The 16,920-nt window shown below is 68.3% G+C and carries 16 protein-coding genes; 10 read left to right on the top strand and 6 right to left on the bottom strand.

The features are described 5' to 3' along the window. Positions 1-313 precede the first annotated feature (313 nt). From ACW7GZ_RS03535 to ACW7GZ_RS03495, 9 genes are all read left to right on the top strand, one after another. Positions 314-697 carry a hypothetical protein gene (locus ACW7GZ_RS03535; protein ID WP_457000881.1) on the top strand — a complete coding sequence of 128 codons (384 nt, stop codon included), beginning with the start codon at positions 314-316 and terminating at the stop codon, positions 695-697. Between the two features lies 1 nt (position 698). Beyond that, positions 699-1,496 carry a F0F1 ATP synthase subunit A gene (atpB, locus tag ACW7GZ_RS03530; protein ID WP_457000882.1) on the top strand — a complete coding sequence of 266 codons (798 nt, stop codon included), beginning with the start codon at positions 699-701 and terminating at the stop codon, positions 1,494-1,496. 112 nt (positions 1,497-1,608) lie between these two features. Continuing rightward, positions 1,609-1,908: a F0F1 ATP synthase subunit C gene (gene atpE / locus ACW7GZ_RS03525; RefSeq protein ID WP_457000884.1), complete on the top strand. Its 300-nt coding sequence runs from the start codon at positions 1,609-1,611 to the stop codon at positions 1,906-1,908. 101 nt (positions 1,909-2,009) lie between these two features. Then, a complete protein-coding gene (locus ACW7GZ_RS03520) occupies positions 2,010-2,480 on the top strand; it encodes a F0F1 ATP synthase subunit B (RefSeq protein ID WP_457000886.1) in 471 nt (156 codons plus the stop codon). A gap of 5 nt (positions 2,481-2,485) precedes the next feature. Further along, on the top strand, positions 2,486-3,013 hold the full coding sequence (locus ACW7GZ_RS03515) for a F0F1 ATP synthase subunit delta (protein ID WP_457000887.1): 528 nt from the start codon (positions 2,486-2,488) through the stop codon (positions 3,011-3,013). A gap of 94 nt (positions 3,014-3,107) precedes the next feature. Next, positions 3,108-4,658, top strand: a complete 1,551-nt coding sequence (atpA, locus tag ACW7GZ_RS03510; RefSeq protein WP_457000889.1) for a F0F1 ATP synthase subunit alpha — start codon at positions 3,108-3,110, stop codon at positions 4,656-4,658. Positions 4,659-4,701: 43 nt separating this feature from the next. Then, positions 4,702-5,565, top strand: a complete 864-nt coding sequence (gene atpG, locus ACW7GZ_RS03505) for a F0F1 ATP synthase subunit gamma (protein ID WP_343256075.1) — start codon at positions 4,702-4,704, stop codon at positions 5,563-5,565. Positions 5,566-5,670: 105 nt separating this feature from the next. Next, positions 5,671-7,080 carry a F0F1 ATP synthase subunit beta gene (gene atpD / locus ACW7GZ_RS03500; RefSeq protein ID WP_457000891.1) on the top strand — a complete coding sequence of 470 codons (1,410 nt, stop codon included), beginning with the start codon at positions 5,671-5,673 and terminating at the stop codon, positions 7,078-7,080. A 15-nt stretch (positions 7,081-7,095) separates the two neighbouring features. Continuing rightward, entirely contained in the window at positions 7,096-7,518 is a 423-nt protein-coding gene (locus ACW7GZ_RS03495; protein WP_457000893.1) for a F0F1 ATP synthase subunit epsilon, read from the top strand. A 91-nt stretch (positions 7,519-7,609) separates the two neighbouring features. Here ACW7GZ_RS03495 and ACW7GZ_RS03490 read toward each other — a convergent pair whose 3' ends face one another. Then, positions 7,610-7,993, bottom strand: a complete 384-nt coding sequence (locus tag ACW7GZ_RS03490) for a GtrA family protein (RefSeq protein ID WP_457000895.1) — start codon at positions 7,991-7,993, stop codon at positions 7,610-7,612. Continuing rightward, positions 7,990-9,996 carry a hypothetical protein gene (locus tag ACW7GZ_RS03485; protein WP_457007856.1) on the bottom strand — a complete coding sequence of 669 codons (2,007 nt, stop codon included), beginning with the start codon at positions 9,994-9,996 and terminating at the stop codon, positions 7,990-7,992. Before ACW7GZ_RS03485 ends, ACW7GZ_RS03490 begins: the two co-directional genes overlap by 4 nt. A gap of 139 nt (positions 9,997-10,135) precedes the next feature. On the opposite strand from ACW7GZ_RS03485, the gene glmU reads away from it, so the two are divergent. Further along, positions 10,136-11,524 (top strand): bifunctional UDP-N-acetylglucosamine diphosphorylase/glucosamine-1-phosphate N-acetyltransferase GlmU, encoded by a 1,389-nt coding sequence (gene glmU / locus ACW7GZ_RS03480; protein WP_457007854.1) that lies wholly within the window; start codon positions 10,136-10,138, stop codon positions 11,522-11,524. 170 nt (positions 11,525-11,694) lie between these two features. Here glmU and ACW7GZ_RS03475 read toward each other — a convergent pair whose 3' ends face one another. Genes ACW7GZ_RS03475 through ACW7GZ_RS03460 form a run of 4 tightly spaced genes read right to left on the bottom strand, consistent with a single transcriptional unit; the run spans position 11,695 to position 16,920 of the window. Then, complete coding sequence (locus ACW7GZ_RS03475) at positions 11,695-13,005, bottom strand: sensor histidine kinase (protein ID WP_457007852.1); 1,311 nt, start codon at positions 13,003-13,005, stop codon at positions 11,695-11,697. Then, positions 13,005-14,363: a sigma-54-dependent transcriptional regulator gene (locus ACW7GZ_RS03470; RefSeq protein ID WP_457007850.1), complete on the bottom strand. Its 1,359-nt coding sequence runs from the start codon at positions 14,361-14,363 to the stop codon at positions 13,005-13,007. Before ACW7GZ_RS03470 ends, ACW7GZ_RS03475 begins: the two co-directional genes overlap by 1 nt. A 10-nt stretch (positions 14,364-14,373) precedes the next feature. Next, entirely contained in the window at positions 14,374-15,600 is a 1,227-nt protein-coding gene (locus ACW7GZ_RS03465; RefSeq protein WP_457000905.1) for an ABC transporter permease, read from the bottom strand. Between the two features lie 15 nt (positions 15,601-15,615). Continuing rightward, positions 15,616-16,920 carry an ABC transporter permease gene (locus ACW7GZ_RS03460; RefSeq protein ID WP_457000907.1) on the bottom strand — a complete coding sequence of 435 codons (1,305 nt, stop codon included), beginning with the start codon at positions 16,918-16,920 and terminating at the stop codon, positions 15,616-15,618.

Raw genomic sequence — 16,920 nt, 5'->3', positions numbered from 1 at the left:
CTTCTGCAGGGCCTGCGTGGATCGACGAGGGGAGCTCACGCAGGTCGCGCACAGGATCAGACAGCGGGATCGCGAAAAGGTTTCCCAGAACACATCGGCCTCACCAGCGCCGGGTCCGTGCCCTTTCCGCAGGCATTCAAGGCCGCTTGCGGCCTGCCAGCGCGCAGGGCACGGACCCGGCGGCCCCGGAAGCCCGCCCTGTTCAGTCGCCCCACTTCTCCCATTGGCCTCGACCCCGGTTCGACTGCTATAATTCCGGGGCTAGATGGGGCCGGTTTGTTTGACCGGCTCCCGCACCATACCCAAGGACGCCATGTTGAATCCCCTTGCCGCAGGTTCGCGGCTGGTGCGGCGCACGATCACCTGGCAGGTGGTCGCGGTCGCCGCGCTGGCGCTTGCGCTGCTCGCAAAGGGATCCGAGTGGTCGCTGGGCGCGGTGGCAGGAGGCGCGGCCGTCACCGCGGGCGGCGCGCTGTACGGCGTGCTGGCGCTCGGTGGAGGGATCGCACCGGCCACCGGCGCGCTTGCGCGCATGGTGCTGGGGCTGCTGGCGAAGTGGGTAGTGGTGATCGCGGTGCTGGTGGTCGCGATCGGCGTGGTGCGGCTGCCGCCCCTCGCAGTGATCGGGGGCGTGATCGTCGCCCTGGTGGCACAGGTGCTGGCCATGGCCAGCGGACATCGAAACGGGAATCCTTGAAATGGCGGCTGCGGCGGACCTTACCCCCACCAGCTACATCCAGCACCACCTGCAGAACCTGACCGCGTCGGTCGGCGAGGGGTCGTTCATGACCCTGCACGTCGATACCCTGGTCAGCTCGGTGGCGATGGGCCTGCTGATCACTTTCCTGTTCTGGATCGCCACCCGCCGCGCCACCGCGGGCGTGCCCGGAAAGTGGCAGGCCTTCGTCGAGATCATGCTCGAGTTCGTCGACCGCCAGGCGCGGGACACGTACCACGGGACCAGCAAGCTGGTGACGCCGATCGCGATCACCCTGTTCTTCTGGATCCTGCTGATGAACATGCTGAAGTTCATCCCGGCGGACTTCTTCGCCGTCCCGCTTGCGTGGGTGGGCGTGGAGTACTGGAAGCCGGTGCCGACGGCGGACGTCAACGCCACCCTTGGCATGTCCATCAGCGTGTTCTTCCTGATGCTGTTCTTCGCCCTGCGTTCGAAGGGCATCGGCGGCTTCACCAAGGAATTCCTGACCGCGCCCTTCGGCAAGTGGATGATGCCGTTCAACCTCATCCTCAACATCGTCGAGTGGATCTCGAAGCCGGTTTCGCTGGCGATGCGACTGTTCGGCAACATGTTCGGCGGCGAGATCGTGTTCCTGCTGATCTGGGTGCTTGGCGGTGCCAGCATCATCGGCATGCTCGGCGGCGCGGTGTTCGGCCTGGGCTGGATGATCTTCCACATCCTGGTGGTCCCGCTGCAGGCCTTCATCTTCATGATGCTGTCGATCGTCTACCTGAGCCTGTCGGAAGACAGCCACTGACGTCCCGGCTCCAGTACCCGGTTCCAGTTCAAGTTCAAGTTTTTCAGCTCCAACTCCAGCTCCACCCCAACCCTTTCGTCCAACCCTCAAAGCACCACGCCCGGAGATAACCATGGAAACCATCCTCACCACGCTTGCCCAGGTCCAGGCCTTCACCGCCCTCGGTATCGGCATCATGGTCGGCCTCGCCGCGCTCGGCGCCGGTCTCGGCCTCGCCATCATGTCCGGCAAGTTCCTCGAGTCGGCCGCGCGCCAGCCCGAGCTGATCCCGGTGCTGCAGGTCCGCATGTTCATCACCGCCGGCCTGATCGACGCCGCGTTCATCATCTCGGTCGCCGTCGGCCTGCTGTTCGCGTTCGCCAGCCCGTTCATCGGTCCGTGGACCGACGCCCTGGCGCGCCTGGCCGGCTGATCGCCTCGCCGCGCCCGGCACGGGCGGCACCTGCCGCCCGCGCCCCGCAGTAAGGCCGGCATGCGCCCCCGCATGCCCCGACCAACACGACAGGCACTGCCATGAACATCAATCTCACCCTGATCGCCCAAGCGCTTTCGTTCGCTGCGCTGATCTGGCTGATCGCCACCTTCGTCTGGCCGCCGCTGCTCAAGGCCATCGAAGAGCGCCAGCAGAAGATCGCCGAGGGCCTCGCCGCCGCCGACAACAGCCAGCGCGCGCTTGCGCAGGCCCAGGACAAGGCGGGCGAGGAGCTCAAGGTCGCGCGCACCAAGGCCAACGAGATCATCGACCAGGCGCACCAGCGCGCCAACCAGATCGTCGAGGCCGCGCGCGTGGAAGCGCAGACCGAGTCGATCCGGCAGAAGGCGCTGTTCGACGCTGAAATCGAGGCTTCGGCCAATCGTGCCCGCGAGGATCTGCGCCGCCAGGTGTCGACGCTCGCCGTCGCCGGTGCCGAGAAGCTGCTGAAGCGTGAGATCGACGCCAACGCCCACAAGGCGCTGCTCGACGAACTCGCCGCGGAGATCTGAGTCCGATGAGCCAGGAGATCACGCTCGCCCGACCCTACGCCCGTGCCGCCTTCGGGATCGCGCGCGACGGAGGCGATTTCGCGGGCTGGTCGCAGGCGCTGGCGTTCTCCGCCCGCGTCGCGGCCGATCCGCAGGTCGCGCCGCTGCTGGGTCACCCGTCGCTGGCCAACGCCGACGCGGTCACGCTGCTGGCACCCGAAGCCGCGTCAGCGCAACAGCGCAGCTTCCTCGCGCTCCTGGCCAGCAACGGCCGCCTGGCCCAGCTGCCGGAGATCGCGGGCCTGTACGAGGACCTGCGCGCCGAAGCCGAACGCATCGTGCGCGCAACGGTGACCTCGGCGGCGGAACTCTCGGAAGCCGAGATGGCCGGCATCCGCGCCGCCCTCGAGCGCCGTTTCGGCACTGTGGTCGAAGTTGAAACCGCGATCGACCCCGCGCTCATCGGCGGTGCGGTGATCAGCGCCGGGGACGTCGTCATCGATGGTTCGCTGCGCGGCAAGCTCGGCCGCCTGCAGACGGCACTGAACCAGTAAACAGGGCCGTTGCGGTCCGGCGATGGCCGGCGCGACGCCACCACAAGATCCACTTACCGCGCACCACCCGCTGGCGCGCACCGAGGAACCGGAAATGGCAAGCACCCAGCTCAACCCCTCTGAAATCAGCGAACTGATCAAGAGCCGCATCGAGACGGTCAAGCTGGCCGCCGAAGCGCGCAACGAGGGCACGGTCACTTCCGTGTCCGACGGCATCGTGCGCATCTACGGCCTGGCCGACGTGATGCAGGGCGAAATGATCGAGCTGCCCAACGACACCTTCGCGCTCGCGCTGAACCTCGAGCGCGACTCGGTCGGTGCCGTGGTGCTCGGCGACTACGAACACCTGCGCGAGGGCGACGTGGCCAAGACCACCGGCCGCATCCTCGAAGTGCCGGTGGGCCCGGAGATGCTGGGCCGCGTGGTCAACGCGCTCGGCGAGCCGATCGACGGCAAGGGTCCGATCGGCGCCAAGCTGTCCGCACCGGTGGAGCGCGTGGCCCCGGGCGTGATCTGGCGCAAGTCGGTCGACCAGCCGGTGCAGACCGGCTACAAGTCGGTCGACGCCATGATCCCGATCGGCCGCGGCCAGCGCGAGCTGATCATCGGCGACCGCCAGACCGGCAAGACCGCGATGGCCATCGACGCGGTGATCAACCAGAAGAGCACCGGCATCAAGTGCGTGTACGTCGCCATCGGCCAGAAGGCCTCGACGGTCGCGAACATCGTGCGCAAGCTGGAAGAAAACGGCGCCCTGGCGCACACCGTCGTCGTCGCCGCCACTGCGTCGGAATCGGCGGCGATGCAGTACATCAGCGCCTACTCCGGCTGCACCATGGGCGAGTACTTCATGGACCGCGGCGAAGACGCGCTGATCGTGTACGACGACCTGTCCAAGCAGGCCGTGGCCTACCGCCAGATCTCGCTGCTGCTGCGCCGCCCGCCGGGCCGCGAAGCCTATCCGGGCGACGTGTTCTACCTGCACTCCCGCCTGCTGGAGCGCGCCGCGCGCGTGTCCGAGGACTACGTGGAGCAGTTCACCAAGGGTGAAGTGAAGGGCCAGACCGGCTCGCTGACGGCGCTGCCGATCATCGAGACCCAGGCCGGCGACGTGTCCGCGTTCGTTCCGACCAACGTGATCTCGATCACCGACGGCCAGATCTTCCTCGAGACCGACCTGTTCAACGCCGGCATCCGCCCGGCCGTGAACGCCGGCATCTCGGTGTCGCGCGTGGGTGGTTCGGCGCAGACCAAGATCATCAAGAAGCTGTCGGGCGGCATCCGCATCGCGCTGGCGCAGTACCGCGAGCTGGCGGCGTTCGCGCAGTTCGCCTCCGACCTCGACGATGCCACCCGCAAGCAGCTCGAGCGCGGCCAGCGCGTCACCGAGCTGATGAAGCAGAAGCAGTACCAGCCGATGTCGATCGCCCACCAGGCGCTGTCGATCTTCGCGGTCAACGAGGGCTTCCTCGACGACGTGGCGGTCAACAAGATCGGCGCGTTCGAAGAAGGCCTGCATGCGCACTTCGACAACACCGCCGGCGAGCTGGTTTCCAAGGTCAACGGCAGCGGCGCCTGGAACGACGAGATCGAAGCGGCGTTCAAGAAGGGCATCGAAGACTTCAAGGCGACCGGTTCCTGGTAACCCCAGCACCCAGAACCCCGTAGCGAGCAGAGCGAGCGAAGACATGGCCGGCGGCAGAGAAATCAAAACCAAGATCAAGAGCGTGCAGAACACCCGCAAGGTGACGCGCGCGCTCGAAATGGTCTCGGCCTCGAAGATCCGCAAGGCGCAGGAGCGGATGAAGGCATCGCGCCCCTACGCGCGTGCGATGAAGCAGCTGATCGGCCACCTCGCACAGGCGAATACCGACTATCGGCATCCGTTCCTGGTCGAGCGGCCCGAGATCAAGCGCGTCGGCTACGTCATCGTCTCGTCCGATCGCGGCCTGGCCGGCGGCCTCAACAACAACCTGTTCCGCAAGCTGCTGGGCGAGATCCGGCAGTGGCACGAGAAGGGCGTCGAGGTCGACGTGGTCACCATCGGCCAGAAGGCGACGGTGTTCTTCCGCCGCCTGAAGGTGGACATGCTGGCCAGCGTCACCCACCTGGGCGACAACCCTGAGGTCGAGCAGCTGATCGGCATCGTCAAGGTGATGATCGACGGCTTCATCGAGGGCCGCCAGGACCGCGTGTTCGTGGTCTACAACGATTTCGTCAACACGATGACCCAGCGCGCGGCCTTCGACCAGCTGCTGCCACTGCCGCCGTCTGACGAGCAGCTGGTGACCCACGACTGGGATTACCTGTACGAACCCGACGCCGAGACCGTGCTCGAGCACGTGCTGACCCGCTACATCGAGTCGCTGGTGTACCAGGCGGTGATGGAAAACATCGCCTCCGAGCACGCCGCGCGCATGGTCGCGATGAAGGCCGCCAGCGACAACGCGAACAAGCTGATCGACACGCTCAACCTGGTCTACAACAAGGCCAGGCAGGCGGCGATCACGCAGGAAATTTCCGAGATCGTCGGCGGCGCCGCCGCGGTCTGATCCATACATGCATGTGGGAGGGGCCAAGTGGCCCGGTCCCGACCAATCGCGGCCATGGCCGCTCCCACAAACAGAAAAAACAGCGAGTTCCAGAGGACTTAAGTGATGAGCAACCAGGGCAAGATCGTTCAGATCATCGGCGCGGTCGTCGACGTGGAGTTCCCGCGCAGCGAAGTGCCGAAGGTGTACGACGCACTGAAGGTCGAAGGCACCGAAATCACGCTTGAAGTGCAGCAGCAGCTCGGCGACGGCATCGTGCGCGCCATCGCGCTCGGCTCGACCGACGGCCTGAAGCGCAACCTCATGGCCAACAACACCGGCAGGGGCATCTCGGTGCCGGTCGGCAAGGGCACCCTGGGCCGCATCATGGACGTGCTCGGTCGCCCGATCGACGAAGCCGGCCCGATCGAGGCGTCGTCCGAGTGGGAGATCCACCGCGACGCGCCGACCTATGAAGAGCAGGCCGCGGCCAACGAGCTGCTGGAGACCGGCATCAAGGTCATCGACCTGATGTGCCCGTTCGCCAAGGGCGGCAAGGTCGGCCTGTTCGGCGGTGCCGGCGTCGGCAAGACCGTCAACATGATGGAACTGATCAACAACATCGCCAAGGCGCACGAAGGCCTGTCGGTGTTCGCGGGCGTCGGCGAGCGTACCCGCGAGGGCAACGACTTCTACCACGAGATGAAGGACTCCAACGTCCTCGACAAGGTGGCGATGGTCTACGGCCAGATGAACGAGCCGCCGGGCAACCGCCTGCGCGTGGCGCTGACCGGCCTGACCATGGCCGAGTACTTCCGCGACGAGAAGGACGAGTCGGGCAGGGGCCGCGACGTGCTGTTCTTCGTCGACAACATCTACCGTTACACCCTGGCCGGCACCGAGGTTTCGGCGCTGCTCGGCCGCATGCCGTCGGCGGTGGGCTACCAGCCCACGCTGGCCGAGGAAATGGGCGTGCTGCAGGAGCGCATCACCTCGACCAAGACCGGCTCGATCACCTCGATCCAGGCCGTCTACGTGCCCGCGGACGACTACACCGACCCGTCGCCGGCGACCACCTTCGCCCACCTCGACTCCACGGTCGCGCTGTCGCGCAGCATCGCTTCGCTGGGCATCTACCCGGCGGTCGATCCGCTGGACTCGACCTCGCGCATGATGGATCCGAACGTGATCGGCAACGAGCACTACGACACCGCGCGCCGCGTGCAGATGACCCTGCAGAAGTACAAGGAACTGAAGGACATCATCGCGATCCTGGGCATGGACGAGCTGTCGGAAGAAGACAAGCAGGCCGTGTCGCGCGCGCGCAAGATCGAGCGCTTCTTCTCGCAGCCCTTCCACGTGGCCGAGGTCTTCACCGGTTCGCCAGGCAAGTACGTGCCGCTGAAGGAAACCATCCGCGGCTTCAAGGGCATCGTGGACGGCGAATACGACCACCTGCCGGAGCAGGCGTTCTACATGGTCGGCAGCATCGACGAAGCGGTCGAGAAGGCCGCGAAGATGGCCGACAAGGCCTGAGGCAGGTAAGTACCCATGACCACCATCCGTTGTGACATCGTCAGTGCCGAGGCCGAGATCTTCCGCGGCGAGGCCACCATGGTGGTGGTCACCGGTGAGCTGGGCGAGCTCGGCATCGCGCCGCGCCACGCACCGCTCATCACCCGCCTGAAGCCGGGCAAGGTCGTGGTCACCCAGGCCAACGGCGACAAGCTGGACTTCGCCATCAGCGGCGGCATCCTCGAGGTGCAGCCGCAGGTGGTGACGATCCTGGCCGACACTGCGATCCGCGCCGACGAGATCGACGAGGCCGCGGTACGCAAGGTCAAGGAAGAAGCCGAGCGCGTGCTCGCCGGCCGCGGCGAGGCGATGGACATCGCCGAGGCGCAGCAGAAGATGGCCGAGGTCGCGGCGCAGCTGCAGGCGCTGGAGCGCCTGCGCAAGAACCTGAAGCACTGACGGCAGGCATCGGCCGCGCCCGAAGCCTTGGCCTCCGTGGACGAACCCCGCACTCATGCGGGGTTTTTCTTTTGGCCGGGCCTCCTGGGCGCTAGCGGCGGTAGACCCAGTGCCTGGAGCCGAGGAAGCCGATCACGCCCAGGCATGCCTCCACCAGCGGCTTCGCAAGCCACGCCCATTTGCGCCCCAACACGTCGTCGATCGCTTCGATCGCGACCGTGCTCAGCAGGGTCATCGCCAGCCACATCGCGATGAAGCGCACCAGCTGGCGCCGGCCGAGCACGTGCTCGTCGCCGGTGAAGGTGATCTTGCCGTTGAGCCAGAAGCCGAGCATCGCGCCGGTGACGCGGCCCGCCACGTTGGCCAGTCCGATGCGCAGGCCGAAGTGGCTGAGCAGCACCATGACGCCCCAGTCGAGCAGCCACTGTATGCCGCCGATCAGCAGGTAACGCGGACCTTGCCTGCGCAGCGTCATCGCGCCGGCTCCGGATGTGCTGCGTCCACGCCATTGGCCGGTGGCAGGCGCCACCATTCGACCTCGCCCACGGCGGATTCACGGTGGGCGCCTGACAACGCCAGGCCAGCGTGCTGTGCAGGCGTCAGGCGGTCCGCGCGCAGCACGATGTCGGCGACGCCTTCGCTGCGCCACAGTGCCACCCAGCCCGCGCCGCCGGCGTCGGCGTTCGCGCGGTGCGCCGCAGCCTCCAGCGACGGGTCGTACCAGGACACGGTGCGCGCGGCGGATCCGAACTCCGCCAGCATCGGCACGTCCAGCGCGAGTGCCAGCACGGGGCCTGCGGAACCGTCTTCGGCCGCCCGCCGCTCGCGAATGATCGCGGCCATCAGGCGCGACGGCGCGTATTCGCTGAAGGCAGGCGCATCGCGACCGGCGGCCACCACGGTGTCCTTCACCATGCCGGTGCGGAGCATCCAGTGGCCGTTGGCCTGGAACAGCAGGTTGGCGATGCAGGTGGCTGCCAGCAGCACATGGGCGCTGCGCGGCGCCGCCGCGCGCGCCGCCACCACCAGGGCCGGCAGGGCGAGCAGCAGCGCCGGGTACACGTACCGCAGGTACTGGGTGGCCAGCAGTGGCGCCACCATCATGGCCAGGGCAAGCGCAGCGAGCGCGCGCGTACGGCGTTGCCAGAGTGCCGCCAGCCAGGCGCCCGCAAGCGCGACCAGCACGAATCCGCCGCCACCCGGGAAGGCCTCGAGGTAACGGCCGGTATCGAACGTCATCCGCCACGGCAGCAGCGGGCCGACGCCGGCATGCCAGCGCGGGTCCCGGAAGGCGCCGCCGAAGTAGGGCGAGGCGAAGACATCGTTCATCAGTGGCAGGAACGGATTGCCGGCGATGAACCAGGCGAAGGCGTAGCTGCTGCCGCCCAGCGCGACCAGCAGGGTGAGTCCGCCCAGCGCGGTGCGCGCGTCCAGCACGCTGCGCTGGCGCCATGCCAGCCAGGGCAACAGGAAAGCGGCGAAAGCGGCCGCGGCAAGCTTGGTGGCCAGCAACAGGCCAAGCAGCGCACACGCCGCAAGCACCATTCTTCGCGAGGGCGTGCTGAAGGCCAGGCACGCCGCCCACGCCAGCGCTGCCGCACTGGGGAGTTCGGTCTGCATGCCGAGCGCGAGCGCTGCGGTCAGCGGAATGCCCGCGTACAGCGCGACCGTCCAGGCGCGCGCGCGCAGGTCGCCGCCCAGCGTGCCCGCCAGGCGCCACAGCGCGCCCGCGACCAGCACCAGCCACAGCGCATTCACTGCTCCGCGGGCCTCGGCGCCGGACAGCAACTGCGGTATCGCCTGCAGCACGTCGGCCGCCCAGGGGGCGAGCGCCCATGCATGGACATCGGGATCCATCGCCAACCGGCCGTCGAGCTGCAGCGACCACGGCAACAACAGGTGGTAGCCGACGTCGTCGTGCTGGGTGGTCGGGGGCCAGCATGCCGTGGAGGCAAGGCCCAGCACGAGCACCACCAGTGCCATCGCCCGCGGGTCGGCGGCCACCGTGCGTCGCCAGCCTTCGGCGGTGGCGCGCAGCGTGGTGCGGAGCGCGCGCTGCCGCCACGCGAGCAGCGCCAGCAGCACCGCCAGGTAGGTCCAGCGCGTATGCAGCGGCAGGGGCAACATCCACCCAAGCACTCCGGCGCCCAGCGCCAGGCCGGTGATGCACTGCGCGGCTGTCGGAGCCTGCGGCAGCAGCAGGCCGCCAAGGGCGATGCCGGCGGTGGCCATGAGCAGCGTGGCGAGCAGGGGCAGAGGGTCACCGAACCAGGCCAGTGCAAGCAGCCAGGCAAGCGCGAGCCCGTGCGCCATGGCAAATCCGGTGGCGCGCCGCAGACCCCAGGCGAATCCCAGCGCCAGCAAGGCGATCACCATCAACGCGGTGGTACGTGCCGGCACCCACTCCGCGAACATGCCGTGGAACAGCACGCCGCCGGCGCAGGCAATGCCTCCGGCCCACAGCAATACGGCCGGCACATGCCGGGCTGCCGTCTGGCGGCGCGTGGCGGTGCTGGTTGTGCCTGGGGAGGGGGCGGGTGGCGCTGCTCGCGACATCGCGCGCATGCTAGCAGCAGGCACCTTAGAATGGCCGCCGGAACAACAGGCCAGGACGACCATGCCCGCACAGGACCGCCCCGCAAACGAACTCCACGTCGTGATCCTTGCCGCCGGCGAGGGCAAGCGCATGAAGTCCGCGCTGCCCAAGGTGCTGCAGAAGATCGCCGGCAGGCCGATGCTCGCGCACGTCATCGACGCGGCGCGTGCGCTGGAGCCCGCTGCGATCCACGTCGTCCACGGCCACGGCGGCGACCAGGTGCGCGAGGCCTTCGCCGGCCAGTCCGACCTGGAATGGGTCGAGCAGGCACGCCAGCTCGGTACCGGGCATGCCGTACGCGAAGCCATGCCCGGAGTGCCCGACGGCGCCCAGGTGCTGGTGCTGTACGGCGACGTGCCGCTGATCACCGCCGGCACGCTGCACCGCCTGCTCGCGGCCGGGGACCGGCTTGCGGTGCTGGTGGCAGAACTCGACAACCCGCGCGGCTACGGCCGCATCGTGCGCGACTCCGAAGGCAACGTCGGCGCCATCGTCGAGGAAAAGGACGCCGACGCCGAGCAGCGCCGCATCACCACCGTCAACACCGGCGTGCTTGCCGCCGAGGCCACCGCGCTCAAGAACTGGCTGGGCCGGCTGTCGAGCGACAACGCCCAGGGCGAGTACTACCTGACCGACGTCTTTGAAATGGCCGCCGCCGAATACAGCGCCGCGGAGATGGTGTTCGTCGAGGAGGCGATCGAGACCGAGGGCGCGAACGACCCCTGGCAGCTGGCGCAGCTGGAGCGGGCGATGCAGGCGCGCCTGGTGCGCGCGCTGTGCGTCGAGGGCGTGCGCTTCGCCGATCCGGCGCGGGTCGACATCCGCGGCGAGGTCATCGTGGGCCGCGACGTCGAGATCGATGCCAGCGTGATCTTCGAAGGCCGCGTGGTGCTCGGTGACGGCGTGCGCATCGGCCCATTCTGCCGCATCCGCGATGCCGAGTTCGGCCCCGGCACCGAGGTCCGCGCCCACTGCGACATCCACGGCGCGCGCACCGAAGGCGCGGTGCAGATCGGTCCGTTCGCGCGCCTGCGCCCGGGCACGGTGCTGGCCGACGGCGTGCACATCGGCAACTTCGTCGAAGCCAAGAACGCGGTGCTTGGCGTCGGCAGCAAGGCCAACCACCTGAGCTATCTCGGCGATGCCGCGATCGGTGCCGGAGTGAACGTCGGCGCGGGCACCATCACCTGCAACTACGACGGCGCAAACAAGTCCACGACCACCATCGAGGACGGCGCCTTCATCGGGTCGAACGCATCGCTGGTGGCTCCGGTGACCATCGGCCGCGGCGCCACCATCGGCGCCGGCTCCGTGGTCACCAGCAACGCGCCCGAAGGCAAGCTGACCATCGCCCGCGGCCGCCAGCAGACCATCGAATCCTGGCAACGCCCGAAGAAGCAGCCGAAGTAGCCGAAGCAGCCGAGGTAGCAGCCTCGCCACCGGGTCGAAGGATGTTGTGGGAGCAGCTATAGCTGCGATCGGAATTGCCGTAAACGCCAAATTCGTGGCAGGTCGCGGCGATAGCTGTTCCTATGTCTGACCTGGATCGCGGCTATAGCCGCTCCCGCAGAAGCCAAGCCTCAGGCGGGCAGGACCAGGCTGACGCAGAGGCCACCGCCATCGCGGTTGAGCAGGGCGATGCGGCCGCCGTGGGCTTCGGCGATCTCGCGCGCCAGCGCCAGACCCAGGCCGGTGCCGTGGCGCTTGGTGGAATAGAACGGCAGCACCGCGTTCGACAGCACCGAGTCGTTCATGCCGCTGCCGCGGTCCAGCACGTCGATGCGCCAGCCGTCGGGAAGGCGCCGCAGCGCCAGCCGCACCCCGCCCGGCGCCGAGCCGGACTCGTGCGCGTTCTTCAGCAGGTTGAGCAGGGCCTGCTCCAGCTGGACGACATCGGCGCGCGCGCTGCCTTCGACATGGCCTTCGATGCCGAACTCGACCTGGTTGCGCAGGCGCTCGAGGAACTGCTGCCACTCGATCGCTTCCAGCCGCGGCGACGGCAGCTTGGCAAAGCGCGCGTAGTCGCGGAGGAATCCTTCCAGATGCCGCGCGCGCTCTTCGATCGTCGCCAGCGCGCCGGGCAGGCGTTCGAGCTGTCCGCGCCGCAGCAGCTCCGCACCGGAGTGCGCGAGCGAGGCGATCGGCGCCAGCGAATTGTTGAGCTCGTGGCTGATCACCCGGATCACCTTTTTCCAGGTCTGCACTTCCTGCCGTCGCAGCTCGGCGGTGAGCTGGCGCAGCAGCACCAGCTCATGGCGGCGGCCGTTGAGGCGGAACAACCGGCGTGACAGGTGGTAGATGTCTTCGTCGTCGTCGTGGCCGACGGTGAACATCCCATCTCCGCCGCGGGCGAAGGCGTCGCGCAGCACCTCGGGCGCGCCGGCGAGCAGTTCGTCGAAGGCCACGCCCTCGAGCTTGCGGCCATCGCCGAGCAGCTTGCGCGCGGCCAGGTTGCCGAGCACCACGTGGCCGCCGGGATCCACCAGCAGCATCGCCACCGGCGTGTTCTGCACCATGGTGTCGAGCAGCAGCTCGCGCTGCACCAGGCGCAGGCGCTGGTCGCGCAGCGTGTCGCCAAGCGCGCGGTGGCTGGCGACCAGGGCGCCCAGCTCGCCGCCGCCGTCCCAGGTCACGCCGAAGCTGTAGTCGCCGTCGCGGTAGCTGGCCACGCTTCCTGCCAGCGCGCGGAACAGCGAGTGCGCCGGCCGCAGCAGCCGATGCACGTGGTAGAGCAGCAGCGGCAGCGGCAAGGCGACCGCCACCAACGCCGCCAGCCAGCGCGCCTGGATCCACTGCTCCAGCAGCAGCGTCAGCCCTGCCGCCAGCGCCATATAGGCGAGCGCCATGCCGGTGAACGCGACGCTCAGAGGCAGGCGCCGACCCTGCGCCATCAGTCGCGCCGGATGCCGAGGCGGTCGAGGCGGCGGTACAGCGCCTGTCGCGACAGGCCCAGTTCGATGGCCGCTTGCGACAGCACGCCGCCGCTGCGCGCCAGCGCGGCTTCGATCGCGGCGCGGTCGGGCTCTTCGCCGCCCGCTGATGCCGATGCCGATGCGGTCGTGGCGGCCGCCGAAGGCACGGGAAGGCCCAGCGCCGCCGCAGCCACAGAGTCGCCCGTCGACAGCAGCGCCGCGCGCTGCACCACGTTGCGCAGCTCGCGCACGTTGCCCGGCCACGAGTGACGGAGCAGGGCTCGCTCGGCGTCCGCGGCCAGGCGCTTGCCGGCGGGAAGGAAGTGCAGCGCCAGCGGCAGGATGTCGTCGGGGCGTTCGGCCAATGGCGGCAGTGCCAGCTCAATCGCGTTGAGGCGGTAGTACAGGTCTTCGCGGAAACGACCGTCGCGGATCATCGCCGGCAGGTCGGCGTTGGTGGCGCTGACCACGCGTATCTTGACCTGGCGCTCGCGGTTGCCGCCCAGGCGCGCGAAGCGGCCGGTCTCGAGCACGCGCAGGAGCTTCACCTGGCCAGCCGCCGGCAGGTTGCCGATTTCATCGAGGAACAGGGTGCCGCCGTCGGCCGCTTCGAACTTGCCCTCGCGCGCCTTGCCGGCACCGGTGTACGCGCCGGCCTCGGCGCCGAAGAGTTCGGCTTCGATCAGCTCACCCGGCAGCGCGCCGCAGTTGAGCGCGATGAAGGGTCCATCCTTGACCAGCGAATTGGCGTGCACGATCTCGGCGATCTTTTCCTTGCCCGCGCCGTTGGGCCCGGTAACCAGCACTGGCAGTTCCGAGCGTGCCACCTGGCAGGCCAGCGACAGCAGCCGCTCGCTGGCGGGATCGGCATAGACCACGCCGCGCAGGTCGTTACCCTGCGACAGCGCCGTGCGGCGGCGGCGCTCGCCGCTGCGGTGGCGCGCGAGTTCGCGCCGCGCCTCCGAGAGCTCCAGCAGGTTGTTGACCGTGGCCAGCAGCTTGCGGTCGTCCCAGGGCTTGGCCAGGTAGTCGGCGGCGCCGGCCTTGACCAGGTCGACCGCGGACTCGAGGTGGGTCCATGCCGTCAGCAGGATCACCGGCAGGTCCGGCTCGCGCTCGCGGATGGCGTGGAACAGCGCCAGGCCTTCCTCGCCCGAGGTGGTGTCGGTCTGGAAGTTCATGTCCTGGATCACCAGGTCGATGCCGCCCTGGCGCAGGCGCGCCAGTCCCGCATCCGGCGACTCCGCGCTGGCGGCATCGATATCGTGCAGCGAAAACAGCAGCTCCAGCGCAGTGGCGACGGCGGCGTTGTCGTCGATGATCAGGATGGTGGGCATCGGTTTGCGATCATACGCTGCGGGTCGCCACCGCCGGAGGCACCGCCGCGGCGCGGCGCGCGGGGCCGAGCACGGCGATCTGTCCCAGCAGCCACAGCACCACCGCGCCCACCGGCAGGTAGAACAGCGGCAGCCGTGGCAACTCGTAGCGACCCATCAGCACCTGGTTGATGCCGAACGCCAGCACCATGCCCACGGCGATGCCGATGGTGGCCAGGATAAAGTTCTCGGTCTGGAAGTAGCGCAGGATCTGGCCGCGGGTGGCACCCAGCGCGCGGCGGATGCCGATCTGCTTGCTGCGCTGCTGTACCCAGAAGCTGGCCAGGCCGACGATGCCGAGGGCGGTGACGATCAGCAAGGCGATGCAGACGATGCCGAGCAGGATGATCATCTCGCGGTCGCTGCGGAAGTAGCTGTCGCGGATCGCGCTGTAACTCTGCTGGTCAAGCACCAGGCGATTGGGGTCGACCTTCTCCAATGCAGCGACCGAAGCCGTCAGGATCTCGTCGCGCCGCGTGGGATCGGCGACGCGAACCATGTAGGAACCGCCGTTGTTGTAGTTGTTCCTGATCGGCAGGATCAACGAGTACGTCATGTCGCTGCCGCCGGCGAGGTTGGGGCGGGTCAGGGTCTCCGCCACTCCGATGATGGTCAGCGGTACCGGCCCGAGATAGACCGTCTTCCCCAGCGCGCCATCGCCAGGGAACAGCTTGTCCGCGATCTCCGCGCTGACGATGGCCGGGCTGGAGAGCGTGCTGAAGTCGGTCACCTGCTCGAGTTCGGTCGCGTCCATGAACTCGGCTGGCGTGAAGTCACGGCCGGCCGCGAGGCGGATGCCCATCGTCTCGACCATGCTGTCATGGCCCTGGTATGTGGCAGCGACCAGCGTCGCGCGGTCCTGCTCGGGCGTCAGCCTCAGCCCGGAATTGGACGCGCTGTTGGAGAACGGCAGCTGGTTGATCATGGTGACCCCCGCCACGCCGGGTACGGCGCGCAGCGCCGCCATGTCCTCGCGGGTGCGCGCGTCGGCGTTTTCGGTGGGCCCGATGCCACTCAGCCGGATCTGCAGCAGCTCCTGGTCGGCGATGCCGCTGGGACGCGACACGTTCTCGACGCGCTCGGCGATCAGGAACAGCGCATTGCAGACGATCGCGCAGCTCAGCGCGATCTCCAGCACGATGAGCGCCGCGGCGGTCTTGTGCCGCAGCAGGGTGGAGAGGATCGGTCGGATGTCCATGTTGTTTCCTTGTCTCTACTGCGATTTCAGCTGGATCGCCGGCGTCACCTGCATCGCCCGCCACGCCGGCAGCAGGCCGGCAAGCAGGCTGGCGACCAGGGCGAGCACGAAGGTGGCAAGCAGCATCGAACCGTCGAGGTGGGCGAGTGCGGCGTAGCCGGTGGGGCGCTGGCGTACGGCCCACAGACCCAGCAGGGCCAAGCCGAGGCCGAGTACGCCGCCGGCGAGGCCCACGGTGCCGGCCTCCACCAGGCACTGCGTGAAGATGTCCCGCCGTGATGCGCCAAGCGCGCGCCGCACACCGATCTCGCCACCACGTCGCAGGAACTTGGCCAGCAGCAGGCCCACGGTGTTGAGCAGGCACACCAGCAGGAAGCCGAGCGCCATCCACATCTGCAGGCGCACGTCGCCGGGCACCACCTGACGATGGTCCAGCCACTCCATCACGTTTCGCAGGCGCACGTTGGGCTCGCGCTGGAAGCGGCCGGCGGCTTTCTGCTGTGCGGAGTAGTTGTCCAGCCAGGCTTTGTAATCCTTCGCCTGCGCCGCGGATTCGAGCTCGACCCAGTACTGGATCCAGGCGCAGGGCGCGTTGACGTCGGTGCCATCGTTGGTTGGATTGTTGCCGAAGCAGTTGGTCGTGCCGCTGGTGCCGAGATCCAGGTCCATGGCGGTGGAGAAGGGCACGAAGACCTGTTCATCGCGCCCGTAGGCACCGGTGTTGAGGTCGTAGAACTTGGGGCTGGGCGACCAGTCGTCGAGCACGCCGACCACGCGGAGCGCGCTGCCGTTGATGCGCAGCTGGCGGCCGGTGCTGTCGACGCCGCCGAACAGCTTGTCGTTGAGCACCCGGGAGATCACCACCACGCGGGCGCGGGCCGAATCGTCGGTCCGGCTCCAGCCTTGGCCGTGGAGGAAGGGGGCCTCGAACATCGGGAAGAAGTCCGCTGAGGCATAGCGCGCCTGGTCGACGAAGGGCTTCAAGGTCGAAGACTCGGGCTCGATGATCGTGTCCCCGCCGACCATCATCGCCTGGCGCAGGCCGCGCTTCTGGCGCAGCAGCTCCTCGGCGTCGAAGCGCGTAAGCAGGTCCATCGGCTCGTCGCCGGGGACCTGCGTGGCGATGGGTTCGGGATCCAACTGCACCATGAACAGGCGATCGCTCTTGGCCGGGATCGGATCCCCCGAAAGCACCTTGAATACTGTCAGGGTGGTCATGCTGGTGCCGATGCCGAGTGCGATCGCCACCACCATCAGCGCGGTGAGCGCCTTGTTGCGGCGAAAGCTGCGCAGGGCGAGCTTGAAGTAGTAGGCGAGCAT

Source organism: Luteimonas sp. A537 (assembly GCF_054052065.1).
This window is presented reverse-complemented; position numbering and strand designations above follow the sequence as displayed.

Excerpts from the sequence above, each read along its gene's own strand:
- ACW7GZ_RS03535 (WP_457000881.1), top strand. The coding sequence starts at position 314 with ATGTTGAATCCCCTTGCCGCAGGTTCGCGGCTGGTGCGGCGCACGATC.
- atpB (WP_457000882.1), top strand. The coding sequence starts at position 699 with ATGGCGGCTGCGGCGGACCTTACCCCCACCAGCTACATCCAGCACCAC.
- atpE (WP_457000884.1), top strand. The coding sequence starts at position 1,609 with ATGGAAACCATCCTCACCACGCTTGCCCAGGTCCAGGCCTTCACCGCC.
- ACW7GZ_RS03520 (WP_457000886.1), top strand. The coding sequence starts at position 2,010 with ATGAACATCAATCTCACCCTGATCGCCCAAGCGCTTTCGTTCGCTGCG.
- ACW7GZ_RS03515 (WP_457000887.1), top strand. The coding sequence starts at position 2,486 with ATGAGCCAGGAGATCACGCTCGCCCGACCCTACGCCCGTGCCGCCTTC.
- atpA (WP_457000889.1), top strand. The coding sequence starts at position 3,108 with ATGGCAAGCACCCAGCTCAACCCCTCTGAAATCAGCGAACTGATCAAG.
- atpG (WP_343256075.1), top strand. The coding sequence starts at position 4,702 with ATGGCCGGCGGCAGAGAAATCAAAACCAAGATCAAGAGCGTGCAGAAC.
- atpD (WP_457000891.1), top strand. The coding sequence starts at position 5,671 with ATGAGCAACCAGGGCAAGATCGTTCAGATCATCGGCGCGGTCGTCGAC.
- ACW7GZ_RS03495 (WP_457000893.1), top strand. The coding sequence starts at position 7,096 with ATGACCACCATCCGTTGTGACATCGTCAGTGCCGAGGCCGAGATCTTC.
- ACW7GZ_RS03490 (WP_457000895.1), bottom strand. The coding sequence starts at position 7,993 with ATGACGCTGCGCAGGCAAGGTCCGCGTTACCTGCTGATCGGCGGCATA.
- glmU (WP_457007854.1), top strand. The coding sequence starts at position 10,136 with ATGCCCGCACAGGACCGCCCCGCAAACGAACTCCACGTCGTGATCCTT.
- ACW7GZ_RS03475 (WP_457007852.1), bottom strand. The coding sequence starts at position 13,005 with ATGGCGCAGGGTCGGCGCCTGCCTCTGAGCGTCGCGTTCACCGGCATG.
- ACW7GZ_RS03470 (WP_457007850.1), bottom strand. The coding sequence starts at position 14,363 with ATGCCCACCATCCTGATCATCGACGACAACGCCGCCGTCGCCACTGCG.
- ACW7GZ_RS03465 (WP_457000905.1), bottom strand. The coding sequence starts at position 15,600 with ATGGACATCCGACCGATCCTCTCCACCCTGCTGCGGCACAAGACCGCC.
- ACW7GZ_RS03460 (WP_457000907.1), bottom strand. The coding sequence starts at position 16,920 with ATGCTCGCCTACTACTTCAAGCTCGCCCTGCGCAGCTTTCGCCGCAAC.